The organism is Shinella sp. G-2 (assembly GCF_050172695.1).
Lineage (GTDB): Bacteria > Pseudomonadota > Alphaproteobacteria > Rhizobiales > Rhizobiaceae > Shinella.
The window spans coordinates 293,008-312,288 of the sequence record NZ_JBBEYH010000003.1; the positions used below are offsets into that span (position 1 = coordinate 293,008).

General features: G+C 65.7%; 12 protein-coding genes. 10 read left to right on the forward strand and 2 right to left on the reverse strand.

Annotated features, from left to right (window positions below):
* Window positions 1–14 precede the first annotated feature (14 nt).
* Window positions 15–968, reverse strand: coding sequence for a ring-cleaving dioxygenase (locus tag V8U06_RS07950; protein WP_427140196.1), 954 nt, complete (start codon window positions 966–968; stop codon window positions 15–17).
* A gap of 384 nt (window positions 969–1,352) precedes the next feature.
* On the opposite strand from V8U06_RS07950, the gene V8U06_RS07955 reads away from it, so the two are divergent.
* The 4 genes from V8U06_RS07955 (at window position 1,353) to V8U06_RS07970 (ending at window position 9,444) form a co-directional block, all read left to right on the forward strand.
* Window positions 1,353–3,677 (forward strand): methyl-accepting chemotaxis protein, encoded by a 2,325-nt coding sequence (locus V8U06_RS07955; RefSeq protein ID WP_427140197.1) that lies wholly within the window; start codon window positions 1,353–1,355, stop codon window positions 3,675–3,677.
* 537 nt (window positions 3,678–4,214) lie between these two features.
* On the forward strand, window positions 4,215–5,285 hold the full coding sequence (locus tag V8U06_RS07960) for an efflux RND transporter periplasmic adaptor subunit (protein WP_427140198.1): 1,071 nt from the start codon (window positions 4,215–4,217) through the stop codon (window positions 5,283–5,285).
* Window positions 5,282–6,355, forward strand: a complete 1,074-nt coding sequence (locus V8U06_RS07965) for an efflux RND transporter periplasmic adaptor subunit (protein WP_427140199.1) — start codon at window positions 5,282–5,284, stop codon at window positions 6,353–6,355. Before V8U06_RS07960 ends, V8U06_RS07965 begins: the two co-directional genes overlap by 4 nt.
* Entirely contained in the window at window positions 6,352–9,444 is a 3,093-nt protein-coding gene (locus V8U06_RS07970; RefSeq protein ID WP_427140200.1) for an efflux RND transporter permease subunit, read from the forward strand. The genes V8U06_RS07965 and V8U06_RS07970 overlap by 4 nt, the downstream gene beginning before the upstream one ends.
* Before the next feature lie 75 nt (window positions 9,445–9,519).
* On the opposite strand, the gene cysQ is transcribed toward V8U06_RS07970, so the two are convergent.
* Window positions 9,520–10,335, reverse strand: coding sequence for a 3'(2'),5'-bisphosphate nucleotidase CysQ (gene cysQ / locus V8U06_RS07975; protein WP_427140201.1), 816 nt, complete (start codon window positions 10,333–10,335; stop codon window positions 9,520–9,522).
* Between the two features lie 159 nt (window positions 10,336–10,494).
* Here cysQ and V8U06_RS07980 point away from each other — a divergent pair, with 159 nt between their 5' ends.
* From V8U06_RS07980 to V8U06_RS08005, 6 genes are all read left to right on the forward strand, one after another.
* Window positions 10,495–11,745: a sarcosine oxidase subunit beta family protein gene (locus tag V8U06_RS07980; RefSeq protein WP_427140202.1), complete on the forward strand. Its 1,251-nt coding sequence runs from the start codon at window positions 10,495–10,497 to the stop codon at window positions 11,743–11,745.
* A gap of 7 nt (window positions 11,746–11,752) precedes the next feature.
* Complete coding sequence (locus V8U06_RS07985; protein WP_427140203.1) at window positions 11,753–12,028, forward strand: sarcosine oxidase subunit delta; 276 nt, start codon at window positions 11,753–11,755, stop codon at window positions 12,026–12,028.
* Window positions 12,025–14,979 carry a sarcosine oxidase subunit alpha family protein gene (locus tag V8U06_RS07990; protein WP_427140204.1) on the forward strand — a complete coding sequence of 985 codons (2,955 nt, stop codon included), beginning with the start codon at window positions 12,025–12,027 and terminating at the stop codon, window positions 14,977–14,979. Before V8U06_RS07985 ends, V8U06_RS07990 begins: the two co-directional genes overlap by 4 nt.
* Window positions 14,980–14,987: 8 nt before the next feature.
* Window positions 14,988–15,542, forward strand: coding sequence for a sarcosine oxidase subunit gamma (locus V8U06_RS07995; RefSeq protein WP_226918029.1), 555 nt, complete (start codon window positions 14,988–14,990; stop codon window positions 15,540–15,542).
* A 123-nt stretch (window positions 15,543–15,665) separates the two neighbouring features.
* Window positions 15,666–18,092, forward strand: a complete 2,427-nt coding sequence (locus V8U06_RS08000) for a GcvT family protein (protein WP_427140205.1) — start codon at window positions 15,666–15,668, stop codon at window positions 18,090–18,092.
* Window positions 18,093–18,378: 286 nt separating this feature from the next.
* Window positions 18,379–19,281 (forward strand): branched-chain amino acid ABC transporter permease, encoded by a 903-nt coding sequence (locus tag V8U06_RS08005; protein ID WP_226918031.1) that lies wholly within the window; start codon window positions 18,379–18,381, stop codon window positions 19,279–19,281.

Here is a 19,281-nt window from a genome sequence, read left to right on the forward strand (position 1 = left end):
GGTTTGGCTTCAGCTTAGGCGAGGGGCTTCAGCCTTGCCTCGATCTGCGTGCGGCGCGGCTCCAGGAAGGGCGGCAGCGACAGGCTCTCGCCGAGGGTCTCCATGGGCTCGTCCACCGCAAAGCCGGGGCCGTCCGTGGCGATCTCGAACAGGATGCCGTTCGGCTCGCGGAAATAGAGCGAGCGGAAGTAGAAACGTTCGACCTCGCCGCTGGAAGGCAGGCGGAAGCCACGCAGGCGCTCCGTCCAGGCATGCAGCGCCTCGACATCCGGTGCGCGGAAGGCGACGTGGTGCACCGCACCGGCGCCCTGGTGGGCGGTCGGAAGGTCCGGTTCGACGGCGACGTGCAGTTCTGCCGCGGGACCGCCTTCACCCATCGAGAAGACGTGCACGTCCCCTTCGCCATCCGGGTTCGCGTAGACCGCCGTCTCCTTCATGTTCATGACATGCACAAGCACGGTTTCCGTGTTGCGGATATCGGGTACGGAGAGCGTGATCGGGCCGAGGCCCTTGATCTGGTGCTCGGCCGGAACCGGGCTCCTGTCCCAGGGATTTGCCGGCGTGCCGGCATTGTCGACCGTCAGGCGGAAGCGCTGGCCTTCGCCATCCTCGAAATCGAGCGTGGCGCGGCCGTTGACATCGCGGATATCGCCGACTTTCACCTTCAGTTCGGCAAAGCGGTCGCGCCACCATTCGAGCGTGGCAAGGGTGGCGACGCGCAGGCCCGTGCGGGAAACGCTGTGCGTGCCGCGGCGCTCATGGCCGACAGGCCAGTCGAAGAAGGTGAGGTCCGTGCCGGGGGAGGCAAGGCCATCGGCATAGAAGAGATGATAGGCGCTGGTGTCGTCCTGGTTGACGGTCTTCTTGACGAGGCGCAGGCCGAGGACCTGCGTGTAGAAGCGCAGGTTTTCCGGCGCATTCGCGGTGATCGCGGTCAGGTGGTGGATGCCAGTCAGCTGCATGGTCATGATAAACTCCTCTCCGGAAACTCCGGGGTGTTCTGGTGCGTACCCCGTTCTCGGGGCCTTGCGTTGAGGCGAATATCGCCCCTTGCCTGCGCTGCCGGAAGACCGGGCCGGACGAACGGATTGTTCACTTTTCTTGAACGGCCTCCGGTCGGTCTCCGTCGCGCGCACGCCACCGTGAAAGGCGTCGTTCCCTGGAGACTGCGTATCCGCCCATTCTGTTCCAACGTTCGGCGCCCCGAATTTTATCGTTTCATAAACCAGCATGCGCTTACGCTCCCGGTCTGCGAAATGACTTCGTCTCTGTTTCGCCGCGTCCGACGGCATGTTTCCGCCCTTCCGTTGAGTGCCGGCGCGGGTTTCCGCGGCCATGCGAGGAGACGTTTTATGCTGCCAAAGACTGCGACTGCCCGAAATATGTTCGCCATCGTGGCGGCCGGTGTTGCCACGACCGTGGCGACGGCGGGCGTTCTGCTCTGGCTGTCCTACCGCGCGGTGGAAGAGCGATCGATTTCGGAGATGGTCAATGCGGCCGAGGCGAGCGCCGGCAAGGTCGAAACCTATTTCGCGCAGGTGAAGGCGCTGAGCTGGAACATGCGTTCGGCGCTCTATGCCGTGAAGGCCACGGGCGCGCCCAGCCGCGAGACGATGAACGGCGTCTTCGACCGGCTGATGGCCGACAATCCCTTCGCGCTCGGCGTCAGCACCGGCTGGGAGCCGAACGCCTTCGACGGCAAGGACGAGCAATACAAGAACCAGCCGGGCCATGACGCCACGGGCCGCTACATTCCCTATTTCGTTCGCAGCGAGGGCAAGGTCGGCATGGAGGCGCTGGTCGATTACGACAAGCCCGGCCCCGGCGACTACTACCAGGTGCCCAAGGCGACGGGGAAGGATTTCCTGACCGAGCCCTACAGCTATGTCATCGGCGGCAAGAACGTGCTGATGACCTCCTTCATGGTGCCGCTGCTTTTCGACGGCAAGTTCCAGGGCGAAACGGGCGTCGACATCGCGCTCGATGCGCTGGCCGCCGACATGGCGCAGCTGAAGCCGCTCGGCGAGGGCTATGTCGCGCTGCTCAGCCAGGGCGGCAGTATCGTCAGCCATCCCGATTCCGCCGTGCTCGGCAAGACGCTCGCCGATTCCGGCCTCGATACGGCCGCCTGGCAGGCGCTGATCGCCGCGCCGGAAAAGGCGATGGAAATCACCGACGCGTCGGGCGTTCCCTCCATCGCGGTTGCCGTGCCGGTGCCGCTGGTGCCGGGCACGACCTGGTTCACCGTGGTTTCCGTGCCGAAATCCGTGCTTTTCGCCAGCCTTTCGACGCTGGCCGTCACCTCCATCATCGTCATTGCCGTGGCTGCGGGCCTGATGATCTCCATCGGCTGGCTGCTGGCCGCCCGCTTCCGCAAGCGTCTCGGCACGGTCATCGCCGCGACGAGCGAGATCGCCCGCGGCCGCACGGATGTCGACCTCTCGGAATCGGAGCGGCAGGACGAAATCGGCGAAATGGCCCGTTCGCTCGCCGTGCTGCGGGATGCAACGCTCGCCAAGATTCGCCTTGAGGGCGAGGCGGAGCAGAACCGCGCGCTTTCGGAAGGCGAACGCCGCCAGCATGCCGAGGAAGCCGAGGCGCGCGAACGCCAGACCCGGGCCGCCGTCGAGGCGCTCGCCGAAGGCCTGCAGAAGCTTTCCGACGGCGACATGACGCACCGGATCGAGCGGGCCTTCGCCGGTTCGCTGGACGAGTTGCGTCACGACTTCAACGCTTCCGTGGAGAAGCTGCAATCGGCGCTGCGCTCGGTTGGAAGCAATGCCAACGCCATCCAGGCCGGCACGTCGGAAATCCGCGCGGCGTCCGACGATCTTGCCAAGCGAACCGAACAGCAGGCCGCCTCCGTCGAGGAAACCGCGGCGGCGCTGGAGGAGATCACCACCTCGCTGAAGGACGCCACCAAGCGGGCGGAGGATGCGGGCCAGCTCGTCGAGCGCACCCGGGCGGGCGCAGAAAAATCCGGCGAGGTCGTTCGCCGCGCCGTCGATGCGATGAGCGGCATCGAAAATTCCTCGCGCGAGATTTCCAACATCATCGGCGTCATCGACGAAATCGCCTTCCAGACCAACCTGCTGGCGCTGAACGCCGGGGTGGAAGCGGCTCGTGCGGGCGAGGCCGGCAAGGGCTTCGCCGTCGTCGCGCAGGAAGTGCGCGAGCTTGCCCAGCGTTCGGCCAATGCCGCCAAGGAGATCAAGGCGCTCATCACCAAGTCGGGCGATCAGGTGCATCTCGGCGTCGCGCTGGTCGGCGAGACCGGCTCGGCGCTGTCGGAAATCGTCAACCAGGTGCAGGAGATCGACCAGAATGTCGCGGCCATCGTGCGCTCGGCGCGCGAGCAGTCGACCGGCCTCAACGAGATCAGCGCCGCGGTGAATTCCATCGACCAGGGCACGCAGAAGAACGCGGCCATGGTGGAAGAGCAGACGGCGGCGAGCCATGCGCTGGCAAGCGAGGCGGCGGCGCTCAACACGCTCATCGCCCAGTTCCGTCTCGGCGCTTCCGCAGCGGCCGCCGGCCGGCCGGTGGCCGCCTCGCCGGCGGAGCACCGTCCCGCGGCCTCGGGTGCAAGGGCGCTCGGCAACAAGCTCGCCCGCGCCTTCGGTGGCGGGCAGGCCACGGCGGCAAGTGCGGCCGCGCAGGACTGGGAAGAGTTCTGAGATTGCTTATCGGATGCGACAGAAGGGCGGCCCCGGTGGCCGCTCTTTTTTTGTCCGAAAGATGGGCGCAGGGCGCCGCCGGTTGCACAGGTTTTGCACAGGCGCGGGTCGCCTGAAGCGACGCGTCGCATTAGAAGCGCCTTTAGTAATATGAAAACACGATTGATTTTGCGGCCCCGCCATTCTGGCACGCTTCGTGCTTTTTGAGGGAGGGTCCAGAGGGGACCTAGATAGAAGCGTCCGAAGAACGGCGCTCCGAAAAAGCCGCTGCGTTGCTTTCCGGAAACCTTGGCGTTTCCAGGCAACCAGCGGCTTTCTTGTTTCCCGGCATTGCCTGCGGTTGCGCTAGGTTGCTGAAAGATATGGTCTATTATATTTTCCTGTCATAGCCTTACCCCGATTGGCTTTTTTCGCGGCTTCCGCCACACTCGGCTGCGGCAAGTTCAACGCCAGATGGCGCGGCGGCTTGCCAGTCTGCTCTTCGCGATATAATGAGGACCCATATTAAATGGGGTTTCTGCAACAGTGGAGACGACGATGACCCGAACGGGCAAGACGATGCTGGCGGCCCTTCTGCTGTCGGCTGCCACGGTGCCGGCCTTCGCCGACGGCATGGCGCGGCCGGTGCGTGTCGCACCGGTGCATTTCGAGGAACGCGAACAGTCGATCACCATCACCGGCGAGGTGGTGGCGCGGGTGGAGACCGATCTTTCCTTCCGCGTCGGCGGGCGCATCACCGGCTGGTTCGTCGATGTCGGCGGGGCGGTGAAGGAAGGGCAGGTCCTTGCCCGGCTCGATCCCGAAGAGCAGAAGGCGGATGTCGAGGCGGCCGAAGCCGGCGTGCGCGCGGCCGATGCGCGGCTGAAGCTCGCCCGCACCAATTTCGACCGCCTGAAGGCGCTTCTCAACGACGGCATCAGCACCCGGCGCGATTTCGACGACGCCGAGACGGCGTTGCGCACTGCCGAGAGCGCGCGCGAGGCGGCGATTGCCCAGCGCGACACCGCCAAGGAAGTGCTGTCCTATACCGAACTGCGCGCGCCCGCCGACGGGATCGTCACCGCGCGTCTTGCCGAGACCGGCCAGGTCGCCCAGGCGGCGCAGACCATGTTCACCATCGCCGACACCGGCCCGCGCGACGCCGTCTTCGACGTCTATGAATCGCTGTTCTTTGCCCAGCCCGCCAAGGATGGCGTCGTCGTGACGCTGCTCAGCGACGACACGGTGCGCACGACCGGCCATGTGCGCGAGGTCTCGCCGACCATCGACAGCCAAACCGGCACGGTGCGGGTGAAGATCGCCATGGAAGAAACGCCGCCGGAAATGACGCTGGGCGCTTCCGTCGTCGGCATGGGCTCGCTCGCCGCCCGCCGCGTCGCGGTGGTGCCGTGGCAGGCGCTGTCGGGCGTCGATGGCAAACCGGCGCTCTGGGTCGTCGACAAGGCGAACAGCACGGTCAGCCTGCGGCCGGTCGAGGTCCTGTCCTTCGAGACCGGCTCGGCGCTGGTCTCCGGCGGGATCGAGGAGGGTGAAAGCTACGTCGCCGACGGCACGAAGCTGTTGCGCCCCGGCCAGACCGTCACCGCGCGCGAAGGAGCCGCCCAATGAGGACATCCCTCCTTTTGACCACGGCCGTCATCGCAGCGCTCACGCTTTCCGGCTGCAAGAAGGAAGAGGAAGCGGCCGCACCGCCGCGTCCGGTGCTCTCGCTTGTCGTCGCGCCCACCGCGCTGCCGGGCACGCGCTTTGCCGGCACGGTGCAGGCGAAGGTGCAGGCCGCGCTCGGTTCGCGCGTTGCCGGCCGCCTCGTCTCACGCACCGTCCATGTCGGCGATCTCGTGAAGAAGGGCGATGAACTCGCCGTGCTCGACGGCACCGCCTACGAGCTTGCCGTGCGCTCCGCGCGTGCGGAACTCTCCAGCGCCGAAGCGACATTGACGAGCGCCATTGCCAGCGAGGAGCGGCAGAAGACGCTGCTGCAATCCAACGCCGCCGCCAAGGCTGCCGTCGAAAGTGCCGAGCAGTCGCGTGAGGCGGCCGATGCCGGCCTCATCCGCGCCCGCACGGCGCTGGTGAAGGCGGAAGAGCAGCTTTCCTATACCCGTATCCTCGCGGAATTCGACGGTGTCGTCGTGGCGACGGGGGCGGAGGTCGGACAGACCGTTTCACCGGGCGAGGCCATCGTCACCGTTGCCCGCCCCGACGAGCGTGACGCCGTCGTCGATATCCCGGAAATGGCGGAGCCCATCGCCGTCGGCACCCGCTTCCAGGTCTCCCTGCAGATCAATCCGGCCATCACCGTCAAGGGCACGGTGCGCGAGATCGCACCGGCCGCCGATGCCGCAACCCGCACGCGGCGCGTCAAGATCGCGCTGGAGAACCCACCGGACACCGTGCGGCTCGGCACGACGATCACCGCCGAACTGGAAGGCCCCGATCTCACCGCGCTGATGGTGCCGGAAACAGCCGTGCTGACGAAGGACGGCAAGCCGCATGTCTGGCTCGTCGATGCGGAAAAGGGCGAAGTGCATCTGAAGCCCGTGGAAACCGGAGCGAGTGCCGGCCGGTTCGTTCCGGTCACGAGCGGGCTGAAGGATGGCGACCGCGTCGTCACCGCCGGTGTGAACAGCCTCGAAGAAGGCCAGAAGATAAAGATCGAAGACGAGGCAAGCCTATGAAGAAGTTCAACCTTTCGGACTGGGCGCTCGATCATGCATCGCTCGTCTGGTACTTCATGATCGTCTTCGCGCTGCTCGGTTTCTTCACCTATCAGAATCTCGGCCGCGAGGAGGATCCATCCTTCGTCATCAAGACCATGACGATCAGCGCCGCCTGGCCCGGCGCTTCCGTGGAAGAGACGACCCGGCAGGTGACGGAGCGCATCGAGCGCAAGCTGGAGGAACTGGAATCGCTCGATTTCAGCCGCAGCGTCACGACGCCCGGCCAGACGCTGGTCTTCGTCAACCTGAAGCCGACGACCAAGGCCCGCGACGTGGCGCCGACCTGGCAGACCGTTCGCAACATGATCAACGATATCAGGGGCGAATTTCCCTCCGGCGTCATCGGCCCGGCCTTCAACGACCGCTTCGGCGACGTCTTCGGCAATATCTACGCCTTTACGGCCGATGGCCTGACGCCGCGCCAGCTCCGCGACTATGTCGAGGACGCCCGCCGCCGCGTGCTGACCGTGCCGAATATCGGCAAGGTCGATCTCGTCGGCGCGCAGGACGAGGTGATCTATCTCGAATTTTCGACGCGCCAGCTTGCCGCGCTCGGCATTTCCACCCAGCAGGTCGTTTCGACCCTGCAGGCGCAGAACGCCATCGCGCCCTCCGGCGTGGTGCAGGGCGGCGGCGAGCGCGTCAGCGTGCGCGTCGGCGGCCAGTTCACGTCCGAGGAAAGCCTTCGCGAGGTGAATCTGCGCGTCAACAACCGCTTCTTCCGCCTGTCCGACATCGCCACCATCACCCGCGGCTACCAGGATCCGCCGTCTTCCCTGTTCCGCTTCAACGGCGAACCGGCCCTCGGCCTTGCCATCGGCATGAAGCAGGGATCCAACCTCCTGGAATTCGGTGCGGCGGTGGAGAAGGAGATCGAGCTCCTCTCGCACGAACTGCCGGTCGGCGTCGACGTGCACCTCGTTTCCGACCAGCCGAAGGTGGTGGAAGAGGCCGTTTCCGGCTTCACGCAGGCGCTGTTCGAGGCGGTCGCCATCGTTCTCATCGTCTCCTTCGTCAGCCTTGGCCTGCGCGCCGGCCTCGTCGTCGCGCTCTCCATTCCGCTGACGCTCGGCATCACCTTCGTCTTCATGTACTACGACGCCATCTCGCTGCAGCGCGTGTCGCTCGGCGCGCTGATCATCGCGCTCGGCCTCCTCGTCGACGACGCCATGATCGCCGTCGAAATGATGGTGGCGCGGCTGGAGGCGGGGGATTCGCTGCGCAAGGCGGCGACCTATGTCTACACCTCCACCGCCTTCCCGATGCTGACGGGCACGCTGGTCACGGTGGCGGGCTTCATCCCGATCGGCCTCAACAACAGCGCCGCTGGCGAATTCACCTTCAGCCTCTTCGTCGTCATCGCCATTTCGCTCGTCGTGTCCTGGGTGGTCGCGGTCATCTTCACGCCGCTGCTCGGCGTGACGATCCTGCCCAAGAGCATGAAGAAGCACCACGAGGAGAAGGGCCGTTTCGCCCGCGTCTTCGCGCGCATCCTCGACGTGTGCATGCGCTGGAAATGGACGACCATCGTCGCGACCGTCGCGATCTTCCTCGTTTCGGTCTTTGGCATGCGCTTCGTGCAGGAGCAGTTCTTCCCGTCCTCCGACCGGCCGGAACTCGTCATCGACTGGGCGCTGCCGCAGAATGCCTCGATCGCCGAGACCAATGCGCAGATCGCCAAGCTCGAAGAGGAGAAGCTGAAGGGCAATCCGGATATCGAGCGCTGGTCCTCCTATGTGGGCGAGGGCGCGGTGCGCTTCCTGCTGTCCTTCGACGTGCAGCCGCCGTCGCCGGCCTTCGGCCAGACGATCATCGTCAGCAAGGACCTCGAAGCTCGCGACCGCCTGAGGGCCGACCTCCAGGCCTATCTGCGCGAGACCTTCGTCGGCACGGACGCGCTGGTGAAGCTTCTCGACATCGGCCCGCCGGTCGGCCGGCCGATCCAGTACCGCGTCAGCGGCCCGGATATCCAGGAAGTGCGCGCGCAGGCGCTCGCCTTCGGCGAACTGCTCGGCAAGAACGACCGCCTCGGCGATATCGTCTATGACTGGAACGAACCGGCCCGTGTGGTGAAGGTCGATGTTCTCCAGGACAAGGCGCGCCAGCTCGGGGTCACCTCGCAGGACATTTCCTCGGCCCTCAACGGCGTCGTCGGCGGCACGACCGTTACGCAGATCCGTGACGACGTCTACCTGATCGATGTCATCGGTCGGGCGCGGTCGAGCGAGCGCGAATCCATCGAGACGTTGCGCCAGATGCAACTGCCGACGGCCAACGGCACCTCGGTGCCGCTCGCGGCCATTGCCAACTTCCGCTACGAGATGGAGCAGCCCGTCGTCTGGCGCCGCTCGCGCCAGCCCACCATCACGGTCAAGGCGAGCATTACCGGCGGCGTGCAGCCGGCGACCGTCGTCTCGCAGATGGAGAAGGACGTCACCGCCTTCCGCGCGGACATGCCGTCCGGCTACGACGTCGTCGTCGGCGGCACGGTGGAGGAAAGCGCCAACAGCCAGGCGCCCATCGTCGCGGTGGTGCCGCTGATGCTCTTCGCCATGGCGACGATCCTGATGCTGCAACTGCAGAGCTTCTCGCGGCTCTTCCTCGTCTTCGCGGTGGCGCCGCTGGCGCTCATCGGCGTGGTCATCGCCCTGCTCGGCAGCGGCGCGCCGCTCGGCTTCGTCGCCATTCTCGGCGTTTTGGCGCTGATCGGCATCCTCATCCGCAACTCGGTCATCCTCGTCGTGCAGATCGAGGACCTCAGGCGCGAGGGCATGCATGCCTGGGATGCCGTGCGGGAGGCGACGGAGCATCGCATGCGACCGATCATGCTGACGGCGGCGGCGGCGAGCCTGGCGCTCATCCCCATTTCGCGCGAAGTGTTCTGGGGGCCGATGGCCTATGCCATGATGGGCGGCATCATTGTCGGCACGGTGCTGACGCTGCTCTTCCTGCCCGCGCTCTATATCGCCTGGTTCCGCATCAAGCCGGAGGCGAAGGACGAAGAGGCTGCGGCCGCCGAACCGGTGGACGCGACGCCGGCGGTCTGAGGATCCGTCCTCTCCGCCACGCGAACTTGGGCCGGGAGCAGCACGCTCCCGTCTTCCGGTCAGGATGTGCGGGGATCAGGGTCTCTTGCCCCCGCTCCATCCCGCACCCGCGGCGATGAAGTTCGGGTTGGCGAAATCCGCGTCATGCGCCTGATTGCGCTTGCCGTAGACAAGCGCTTCGCCGTCGAGCGTGCGCGTCTCGCCCCCGGCGGCGCGCAGCACGGCGTCACCGGCCGCCGTATCCCATTCCATGGTGCGGCTGAAGCGTGGGTAGACGTCGGCAAGGCCCTCGGCGACGAGGCAGAATTTCAGCGACGAACCGATGGCGGTGCAGGCATCGATGCCGTGGTCATCGAGGAAGCGTGCCGTCTCCGGCGTATCGTGCGAGCGGCTTGCAACGGCGGTCAGCGCCTTGCCACGTCCGCGACAGCCGATCGCCTGTCGCTCGACAATGGCTTCGCCCGCCACCTTGAAGCGCTCCGCGCGGCCTCCGGTCGCGACGAAGCCCATCGAAAGGGCAGGGGCGAGAACGATGCCGGCAATGGGCGCGCCTGCACGGATGAGGGCGATATTGACGGTAAATTCGCTGCGCCCGGCGACGAATTCCTTCGTGCCGTCGAGCGGATCGACCAGGAAGAACAGGCCGCCGGAAACATCCGGCACGCGTCCGGCGGCGACGGCCTCTTCGGCGACGACGGGGATATCGGGAAAATGCCGGATAAGGGCTGCAAGGATCAGCCGCTCGGCTTCCTCGTCCGCCTCGGTCACCGGCGAACTGTCCGGCTTGTACTGGACGTCGGGTCCGGCGCTGTGGATGGCCATGATGGCGCGACCGGCCGTAAGCGCCGCGCTCTCCATCACCTGCTGCAATGTCGAAAAATCTGTCCGCATGGTTTCCGGCTCTTTCTTCCCCGGCTTAGACGCACGGACCGGGGAATGCAACGCCGTCGTCATGTGGAAAGAGTCGCCCCTGCGCGTGGCTGCGACGCTGCCCCGTCTTGCCGTTTGTGCTGCATATGCGAATGTGGGGCAACTGATCCGGGATACCCCATGCGCTACTCCGCCCTGTCCATCATCAAGCAAGCCTTTGCCGGAAACCTCGGCTGGAAGCCCGCCTGGCGGGAGCCGGACCCGAAGCCGCACTACGACGTCATCATCGTCGGCGGCGGCGGTCACGGCCTTGCGACCGCCTATTATCTGGCGAAGGAATTTGGCGTGCGCAACATCGCCGTCGTGGAGAAGGGCTATCTCGGCTCCGGCAATGTCGGGCGCAACACCACCATCGTGCGCTCCAACTACATGCTGCCCGGCAATGAACCCTTCTACGAGTTTTCGCTGAAGCTGTGGGAAGGGCTGGAGCAGGAACTCAACTACAATGTGATGTTCTCGCAGCGCGGCATCATCAATCTCTTCCACAATGACGGCCAGCGCGATCACTACATCCGCCGCGGCAACGCCATGATGATGGAGGGCGTGGCGGCCGAGCTTCTCGACCGCGAGACGCTGAAGAAGATGCTGCCCTTCCTCAATTTCGACCATGCCCGTTTCCCGATCATGGGCGGCCTTCTGCAACGGCGCGCCGGCACGGCGCGGCACGATGCCGTCGCCTGGGGTTTCGCGCGCGGCGCGGACCGGCTCGGCGTCGATCTCATCCAGAATTGCGAGGTCACCGGTATCCGCCGGGAGAACGGCGCGGTGACGGGCGTCGAGACGACGAGAGGGTTCATCGGCTGCACCAAGCTGGCGCTGGCGGCGGCGGGCAACACCTCGCGCGTCGGCGCGATGGCCGGGCTGAGGCTGCCGATCGAAAGCCATGTGCTGCAGGCCTTCGTCACGGAGGGGCTGAAGCCCTGCATCGACCACGTCATCACCTATGGCGCGGGACACTTCTACATCTCGCAGTCCGACAAGGGCGGCCTCGTCTTCGGCGCGGAGATCGACGGTTATTCCTCCTATGCCCAGCGCGGCAATCTCGCGACGGCCGAACATGTCATGGAGGAGGGGGTGACGATGATCCCCGGGCTTTCGCGCGTGCGGGTGCTGCGAAGCTGGGGCGGCGTCATGGACATGTCGATGGACGGTTCGCCCATCATCGACCGCACGCCGATCGACAATCTCTACCTCAATTGCGGCTGGTGCTACGGCGGCTTCAAGGCGACGCCCGCGTCCGGTTTCTGCTTCGCGCATCTGATCGCCAGGGGCGAAAGCCATCACGTGGCGCGGGCCCTCAGGCTCGACCGGTTCGAGCGCGGTTTCCCCATCGACGAGGCGGGTGCCGGCACCCAGCCGAACCTGCATTGAGGTCAGCATGGCGAGCCTGATTTCCTGTCCGCATTGCGGCACGCGCCCCAAGGAAGAATTTGCCATCCGCGGCGATGCGACGCCCGTCCGTCCCACGCCGATGGCGAGCGACGAGGACTGGCACGACTATGTTCATGTGCGCGCCAATCCGCGCGGGCGCATCCGCGAGCATTGGCAGCATGTGGCCGGCTGCCGGCGCTGGCTGGTGGTGGAACGGGACAATTTCACCCATGAGGTCTTTGCCGTCACCGACGCCGCCGCAGAGCGGGGAGACGCCCGATGACCGCCTATCGTCTTGCCACCGGCGGCCTCGTCGACCGCAGCCATTCCCTGCACTTCACCTTCGACGGCGCAAGCCTTTCGGGGCATGCCGGCGATACGCTTGCCTCGGCGCTGCTCGCCAATGACCGGCTGCTCGTCGGTCGCAGCTTCAAGTATCATCGCCCGCGCGGCATCGTGACGGCCGGTCCATCCGAGCCCAATGCGCTCGTCACGATTGGCAGCGGCGCGCGGCGCGATCCCAACAGCAAGGCGACGGTCGCCGAACTCCACGACGGTCTTGCAGCCACCAGCCAGAACCGCTGGCCGAGCCTTGCCTATGATATCGGTGCGGTGAACGACCGGATATCGCGCTTCCTGTCGGCGGGTTTCTACTACAAGACCTTCATGTGGCCGGCCGCCCTCTGGGAAAAGCTCTACGAGCCGGTGATCCGCCGCGCCGCCGGCCTCGGCCGCACGGCGTTGCCGCCCGACCCTGACACCTACGAGAAAAGCTGGGCGCATTGCGACCTGCTGGTCGTCGGCTCCGGCCCGGCGGGCCTTGCCGCGGCGCTGGTCGCCGCGCGCTCGGGCCTGCGTGTCGTCGTCGCCGAGCAGGATTTCGTCCTTGGCGGCGCGCTGCTTTCGGAAACGACCCTGCTCGATGGCGAGGCCCCCTTCGTCTTCGCCCGCCGCGTCGTCGACGAACTGCGCAACAGCCCGAACGTCACGCTTCTGCCCCGCACCACCGTCTTCGGCTGGTATGACGACAATGTCTTCGGCGCGGTGGAGCGCGTGCAGAAGCATGGCGCCGCGATCGATCCGGCGCGGCCGGTGGAGCGGCTGTGGCGCATCGTTGCGCGACAGGCGATCCTTGCGACCGGTGCGGAGGAGCGGCCGCTGGTCTTCGGTGGCAACGACCGGCCCGGCATCATGACCGCGAGCGCCGTCAGCACCTATGCCAACCGGTTCGGCGTCGCCGCCGGCAAGTCCGTCGCGATCTTCACCAGCGGTTCCTCCGGCTACCGTACGGCGCGAGACCTTGCGGCGCAGGGCGTCGGGATCGCCGCCCTGATCGACAGCCGTACAGGCTCGGCCGACAACGCGCCGGAGGGCGTGCGCGTCATTCGTGGCGGGTCCATCGTCGATACGAAGGGCCGCCATCGCATCCGCGCCATCGTCGCGGATCGCGGCGGCTTCGAGGAACTGATCGCCTGCGACGCCGTCGCCATGGCGGGCGGCTGGAGCCCGGTGATCCATCTTGCCTGCCAGCGCGGCGGCAGGCCGGTCTGGTCGGACGCTCTCAACGCCTTCCTTGCCCCCGATGTGGCGGGCCTCGTCATGGCGGGGAGCGCCGCGGGCCACTATCGTCTTGCGGAGTGCTTCGAGGATGGCGCGCGCAAGGCGACGGCCATCGTCGAAAACCTTGGCCGGCCCGTTGCCGGCGTCACGCTTCCGGCAGTCGGCGAGGAGCCCGATCCGTCCTTCACCGCGCTCTGGCATGTGCCCGGCGCGAAATCGAAGGCCTTCGTCGATTTCCAGAACGACGTGCACACCAAGGACCTCGGTCTTGCCGTCCGCGAGGGCTTCGGCCATGTCGAGCACGCCAAGCGCTACACGACGAGCGGCATGGCGACGGACCAGGGCAAGCTCGGCAACATCAATGCCATCGGCATTCTGGCCGGTATGCGCGGCGTCAGCCCGGCCGAGGTCGGCACCACCACCTTCCGCCCGTTCTATACGCCCGTCTCCTTCGGCGCGCTGGCCGGTCCCTCCGTCGGCGACCACGCCATGCCGACCCGCCGCTCGCCGCTGCATGGCTGGGCGGCGCGCAACGGCGCGGCCTTCATCGACGCCGGCCTCTGGTATCGCCCGTCCTGGTTCGTGAAGGCGGGGGAGAAGACCTGGCGCGAGAGCGTCGACCGCGAAGTGCGCACCGTGCGCGAGCATGCGGGCCTCTGCGATGTCTCGACGCTCGGCAAGATCGAGGTCTTCGGGCCGGATGCCGCCGAATTCCTCAACCGTCTCTACTGCAATCCGGTGCTGAAGCTGCCGGTCGGCAAGGCGCGCTACGGGCTGATGCTGCGCGAAGACGGCATGGTCTATGACGACGGCACGGTGAGCCGGTTGGGCGAAGACCATTTCCTCGTCACGACGACCACCGCCATGGCGGCCGGCGTGTTGTCGCATATGGAATTCTCGGCGCAGGTGCTGTGGCCGGAGCTGCGTGTGCGGTTCCTTTCCGTGTCCGATCAGTGGGCGCAGATGTCGATTGCCGGACCGAAGGCACGCGCCATCCTGCAGGCCGTGGTGGAAGACGATCTTGCCGACGCGGTCTTCCCCTTCCTTGCCGCCCGCGACGTGCGCCTGAAAGGCAATCTCCGGGCGCGGCTCTTCCGTATCTCCTTCTCGGGCGAACTGGCCTATGAGCTGGCGGTGCCGGCAGGCCATGGCGAGGTGGTGGCGGATGCGCTGATGCGCGCGGGCGAAGCGCATGGCCTGTGTGCCTACGGCGTGGAAGCGCTGAACGTGCTGCGCATCGAGAAGGGCCATGTCACCCACGCCGAGCTCGACGGCCGCGTGACCCCCGACGACGCCGGCCTTGGCCGCATGATGGCCAGCGGCAAACCGGATTTCATCGGCAAGCGGCTTTCCACCCGCTTCGGCCTGACGGCTGCGGACCGGGCGCAGCTCGTCGGTCTGCGGGCGCTGGAGGCCGACAAGGACATGCGCGCCGGCGCGCATCTTCTGAAGGAAGGCGTCAAGCCTTCGACGTTGAACGATCAGGGCTGGGTCAGCTCCGCCTGCTTTTCGCCGACGCTCGGCGGGCACATCGCGCTCGCTTTCCTGAAGTCCGGCCGCGAGCGCTATGGCGAGCGGATCGTGGTGTGGGATCAACTGCGCGGCGTCGAGGCGATGGCGGAGGTCTGCGACCCGGTCTTCGTCGATCCGCAAAATCTCCGGCTGATGGGGTGAGGTGAGAGATGGCTTACGACTATCAGTCCGTGCACGCACTGGACGGCACCATCGGGGCAATTTCCGCTCGCCGGCCGAACCACCTTGCCGTCCATCGTCAAGCCGCGCTCGCCGTCGTCCTTGCCGCGTCCGGCCACAATGCAGAAGCGGCGGGCATCCTGGTCGCGAACGGCGAGTTCGAGGCCCGGTTTTCCGGTCCGGGCGAATGGCTGGTGCTGTCGCAGGTGCATGCGCCGGAAACGCTGGCCGCCGAGCTTGCCCTTCGGCTTGGCGATTTCGCCCATGTGGTCGACCAGAGCCATGGCCGCGTCGTGCTCACCCTGGCCGGTCCCGATGCCGCCCGGATCCTGGCGAACGGCATCGCCGTCGATCTTCATGCGGACGCCTTCCCGGTCGGCCGCGCGGCGAATGTCCTGTGCGGCCACCTTGCCGTCAACCTCGTGCGCACCGGCGATGCGAGCTTCGATCTCGTCGTGATGCGCTCCTTCGCCGAGGCGCTGGTGGACGACCTCAAGCGCATGGCGCGGAGCTTCGACCTGTCCGTGGATTTCGCCACGCGCTGACAAAATCTTGAAGCGACATGGCGCTTCGCACCGTGGGCTTGCCGGGCCGGCGGGGAACCCCGTAGGCTGGCCTTTTCAGCAGCAGCCCATTCCCTCAAAAACCGCCGAAAACCGGAGTTTTCCATGAAGAGCCATGCAAGGGTCGTCGTCATCGGGGGCGGCGTCGTCGGCTGTTCCGTTCTCTACCATCTCACCAAGTTCGGCTGGACCGATGTCGTGCTCGTCGAACGCTCGGAGCTGACCTCCGGCTCGACCTGGCATGCCGCCGGCGGCATGCACACCATCAACGGCGATCCCAACGTCGCCAAGCTGCAGAAATACACCGTCGAGCTCTACAAGGAGATCCAGGACTATTCCGGCCAGGATATCGGCCTGCACATGACCTCGGGCATGATGCTGGCGGCGACCAAAGAGCGTTTCGACTGGATGAAGTCGATCCTCGCCAAGGGGCGCTATATGGGGCTCGAGGCGCATCTGCTCAGCCCCAAGGAAGCCCATGACCTGATGCCGCTGCTCGATCCCGACCAGTTCGTCGGCGCGGTGTTCGATCCGGTCGAAGGCCATCTTGACCCCTACGGCACGACCCATGCCTATGCGAAATCGGCCAAGAAGAACGGCGCCGACATCTATCTGCACACCAAGGTGGAAGACCTCGTGCAGCGTGAGGACGGCAGCTGGCGCGTCATCACCGACAAGGGCGAGATCGTTGCCGAGCACGTCGTCAACTGCGGTGGCCTGTGGGCGCGCGAGATCGGCCGCATGGTCGGTCTCGAACTGCCGGTGCTCGCCATGGAGCATATGTATCTCATCACCGAGGACATGCCTGAAGTCATCGAGTTCAACCAGACGCGCGGCAAGGAGCTGATGCATTGCGTGGACTTCGACGGGGAGATCTATCTCCGGCAGGAGCGCAACGGCATGCTGATGGGCACCTATGAAAAGGCCTGCCGCCCATGGTCGCCGCTGACCACGCCGTGGGATTTCGGCCATGAGCTCCTGGTGGAGGATATCGAGCGCATCACGCCGGAACTGGAAGTCGGCTTCCGCCACTTCCCGGCCTTCAACAAGGCCGGTATCAGGAAGGTGATCAATGGTCCCTTCACCTTCTCGCCCGACGGCAACCCGCTCGTCGGCCCCGTACGCGGCATGACGAATTTCTGGTCGGCCTGTGCCGTCATGGCGGGCTTCAGCCAGGGCGGCGGTGTCGGCCTTGCGCTCGCCAACTGGATGATCCACGGCGATCCCGGCTTCGACGTCTTCGCCATGGATGTCGCGCGCTACGGCGACTATGCGACGCTCGCCTATACCAATGCCAAGGTCCGCGAAAATTATTCGCGCCGCTTTTCGATCCGCTATCCCAACGAAGAGTTGCCGGCCGCCCGTCCGCTGCTGACGACGCCGATCTACGACAGGCTGAAGGAGGCGGGCGCAGTCTTCGGTGCGTCCTACGGGCTGGAGCAGGCGCTGTGGTTCGCGCCTGCCGGCGTCGAGGACCATTTCTCTTGGCGCCGCTCGACCGATTTTGCGACCGTCGGTGCTGAGGCAAAGGCGGTGCGCGACAGCGTCGGCCTGATGGAGACATCGGGCTTTGCGAAATATGCCGTGAAGGGGCCGGGCGCGGAAGCCTGGCTCGACCGGCTGCTGACCTGCCGCCTGCCGGCGACGGGCCGCATGACGCTGGCGCCGATGCTGAAGGACGACGGCAAGCTCATCGGCGATTTCACGCTGGCCAAGCTCGGGGAGGGGGATTTCCTTCTCATCGGCTCCGGCATCGCCGAGGACTACCACATGCGCTGGTTCGAGGCGCATCTGCCGAAGGATGGTTCCGTCTCGCTCGAAGCCCTGAACCTCTCGCTTGTCGGCCTTGCCGTTGCCGGTCCGCAGGCGCGCGCGGTGCTTGAGGCGCTGACGCATCAGGATCTTTCCACCGAGGCCTTCCCCTTCATGGCGGTGCGCAGGATGGATCTCGGCATGGCGCCGGCCATCGTCGGGCGTGTCAGCTATACCGGCGATCTCGGCTACGAGATCTGGATGAAGCCGCAGCACCAGCGCTATCTCTACGAGCGCCTGATGGAAGCCGGCGCCGGGTTCGGCATCCGTCTCTTCGGCTTGCGTGCCCTCAATGCGCTGCGCCTCGAAAAATCCTACGGCAGCTGGTCGCGGGAATACCGTCCGCTCTACGGGCCGCTCGAGGCCGGGCTGGAGCGCTTCGTCGCGCTCGGCAAGGATGCGGACTTCGTCGGCAAGGCGGCGGCGAAGGCCGAGCGGGAAACCGGAGGAGCGATGCGCCTTCGCACCTTCATCGTCGAGGCGAAGGATGCCGATGTCATCGGCGACGAGCCGATCTATCTCGACGGGGCGGTGCGCGGCTGGGTGACGTCGGGCGGCTACGCCCATGCGGCGGGCGTTTCCGTGGCGATCGGCTATGTGCCCAAGGAGATCGCGGACGTTGCAACCGGCTGGTCGATCGAGCTTCTCGGCGAGATGTTGACAGCGCGCCTGCAGGCCGAACCGCTCTTCGATCCGTCGGGCGCCAGGATGCGCGGCTGACGGCACCGATTCCCGAAAAACGGCGCTCGAAACCGGGCGCCGTTTTTCCTGCTTTCGTGCAGCATTCTGCACAAAAGCGCTGCTTTTCCCGCCGCTTTTTTGGTTTCCATGGCGTTAATTATGTCATTTGACGCTTCTTGCTAAAGAAATTGTCGATCCGGGCTTTTTGGGCTTCCCTTTTGTATCGAAAGCGGTATGGAATCCCTCCTGTCCAAACAAGCTCGAAAAAGAGCGACAAAAACAAGAGATGCGGCCCTCAGGGAACCGCATCCGGGGGATTATATATATGGAGTATTTCGTCCAGCAGCTCGTTAACGGGCTGACCCTTGGCTCGATTTATGGTCTGATAGCCATTGGCTACACCATGGTTTACGGCATCATCGGCATGATCAATTTCGCCCACGGCGATATCTTCATGCTGGGCGGTTTTGCCGCTCTCATCACCTTCCTCTTGCTCACCAGCGTGTTCGTCGGCCTGCCGGTCGTCATCCTGCTCCTGGTGATGATCGCCGCGGCAATGCTCACGGCGTCGCTGTGGAACTGGACCATCGAGAAGGTCGCCTACCGGCCGCTGCGCGGTTCCTTCCGCCTCGCGCCGCTGATCACCGCAATCGGCATGTCCATCGCGCTGTCGAACTTCATCCAGGTCACGCAGGGTCCGCGCAACAAGCCGATCCCGCCGCTGGTCTCGTCGGTCTACAACGTCTTCGGCATCGCGATCTCGCTCAAGCAGATCATCATCATGCTGCTGACCGTCATCCTGCTGACGACCTTCTGGTACATCGTGAACAAGACTTCGCTGGGCAGAGCGCAGCGTGCGACCGAACAGGACCGCAAGATGGCGGCGCTGCTCGGCATCGACGTCGACCGCACGATCTCCGTGACCTTCATCATGGGCGCCTCGCTCGCTGCCGTCGCCGGCACCATGTACCTGATGTATTACGGCGTGACCGTCTTCACCGACGGCTTCATCCCGGGCGTCAAGGCCTTCACGGCTGCGGTTCTGGGCGGCATCGGCTCGCTTCCGGGCGCCGTGCTCGGCGGCCTGCTCATCGGCCTCATCGAGAGCCTGTGGTCCGCCTACTTCACCATCGACTACAAGGACGTCGCGACGTTCTCCATTCTCGCCATCGTCCTGATCTTCAAGCCGTCCGGCATTCTCGGACGACCGGAAGTCGAGAAGGTTTGA

What these genes read in the sequence shown, in the direction of transcription:
- V8U06_RS07980 (WP_427140202.1), top strand. Translation starts at nt 10,495, where the DNA reads ATGCGCTACTCCGCCCTGTCCATCATCAAGCAAGCCTTTGCCGGAAAC.
- V8U06_RS07965 (WP_427140199.1), top strand. Translation starts at nt 5,282, where the DNA reads ATGAGGACATCCCTCCTTTTGACCACGGCCGTCATCGCAGCGCTCACG.
- V8U06_RS08000 (WP_427140205.1), top strand. Translation starts at nt 15,666, where the DNA reads ATGAAGAGCCATGCAAGGGTCGTCGTCATCGGGGGCGGCGTCGTCGGC.
- V8U06_RS07995 (WP_226918029.1), top strand. Translation starts at nt 14,988, where the DNA reads ATGGCTTACGACTATCAGTCCGTGCACGCACTGGACGGCACCATCGGG.
- V8U06_RS07950 (WP_427140196.1), bottom strand. Translation starts at nt 968, where the DNA reads ATGACCATGCAGCTGACTGGCATCCACCACCTGACCGCGATCACCGCG.
- cysQ (WP_427140201.1), bottom strand. Translation starts at nt 10,335, where the DNA reads ATGCGGACAGATTTTTCGACATTGCAGCAGGTGATGGAGAGCGCGGCG.
- V8U06_RS07955 (WP_427140197.1), top strand. Translation starts at nt 1,353, where the DNA reads ATGCTGCCAAAGACTGCGACTGCCCGAAATATGTTCGCCATCGTGGCG.
- V8U06_RS07960 (WP_427140198.1), top strand. Translation starts at nt 4,215, where the DNA reads ATGACCCGAACGGGCAAGACGATGCTGGCGGCCCTTCTGCTGTCGGCT.
- V8U06_RS07985 (WP_427140203.1), top strand. Translation starts at nt 11,753, where the DNA reads ATGGCGAGCCTGATTTCCTGTCCGCATTGCGGCACGCGCCCCAAGGAA.
- V8U06_RS08005 (WP_226918031.1), top strand. Translation starts at nt 18,379, where the DNA reads ATGGAGTATTTCGTCCAGCAGCTCGTTAACGGGCTGACCCTTGGCTCG.
- V8U06_RS07990 (WP_427140204.1), top strand. Translation starts at nt 12,025, where the DNA reads ATGACCGCCTATCGTCTTGCCACCGGCGGCCTCGTCGACCGCAGCCAT.
- V8U06_RS07970 (WP_427140200.1), top strand. Translation starts at nt 6,352, where the DNA reads ATGAAGAAGTTCAACCTTTCGGACTGGGCGCTCGATCATGCATCGCTC.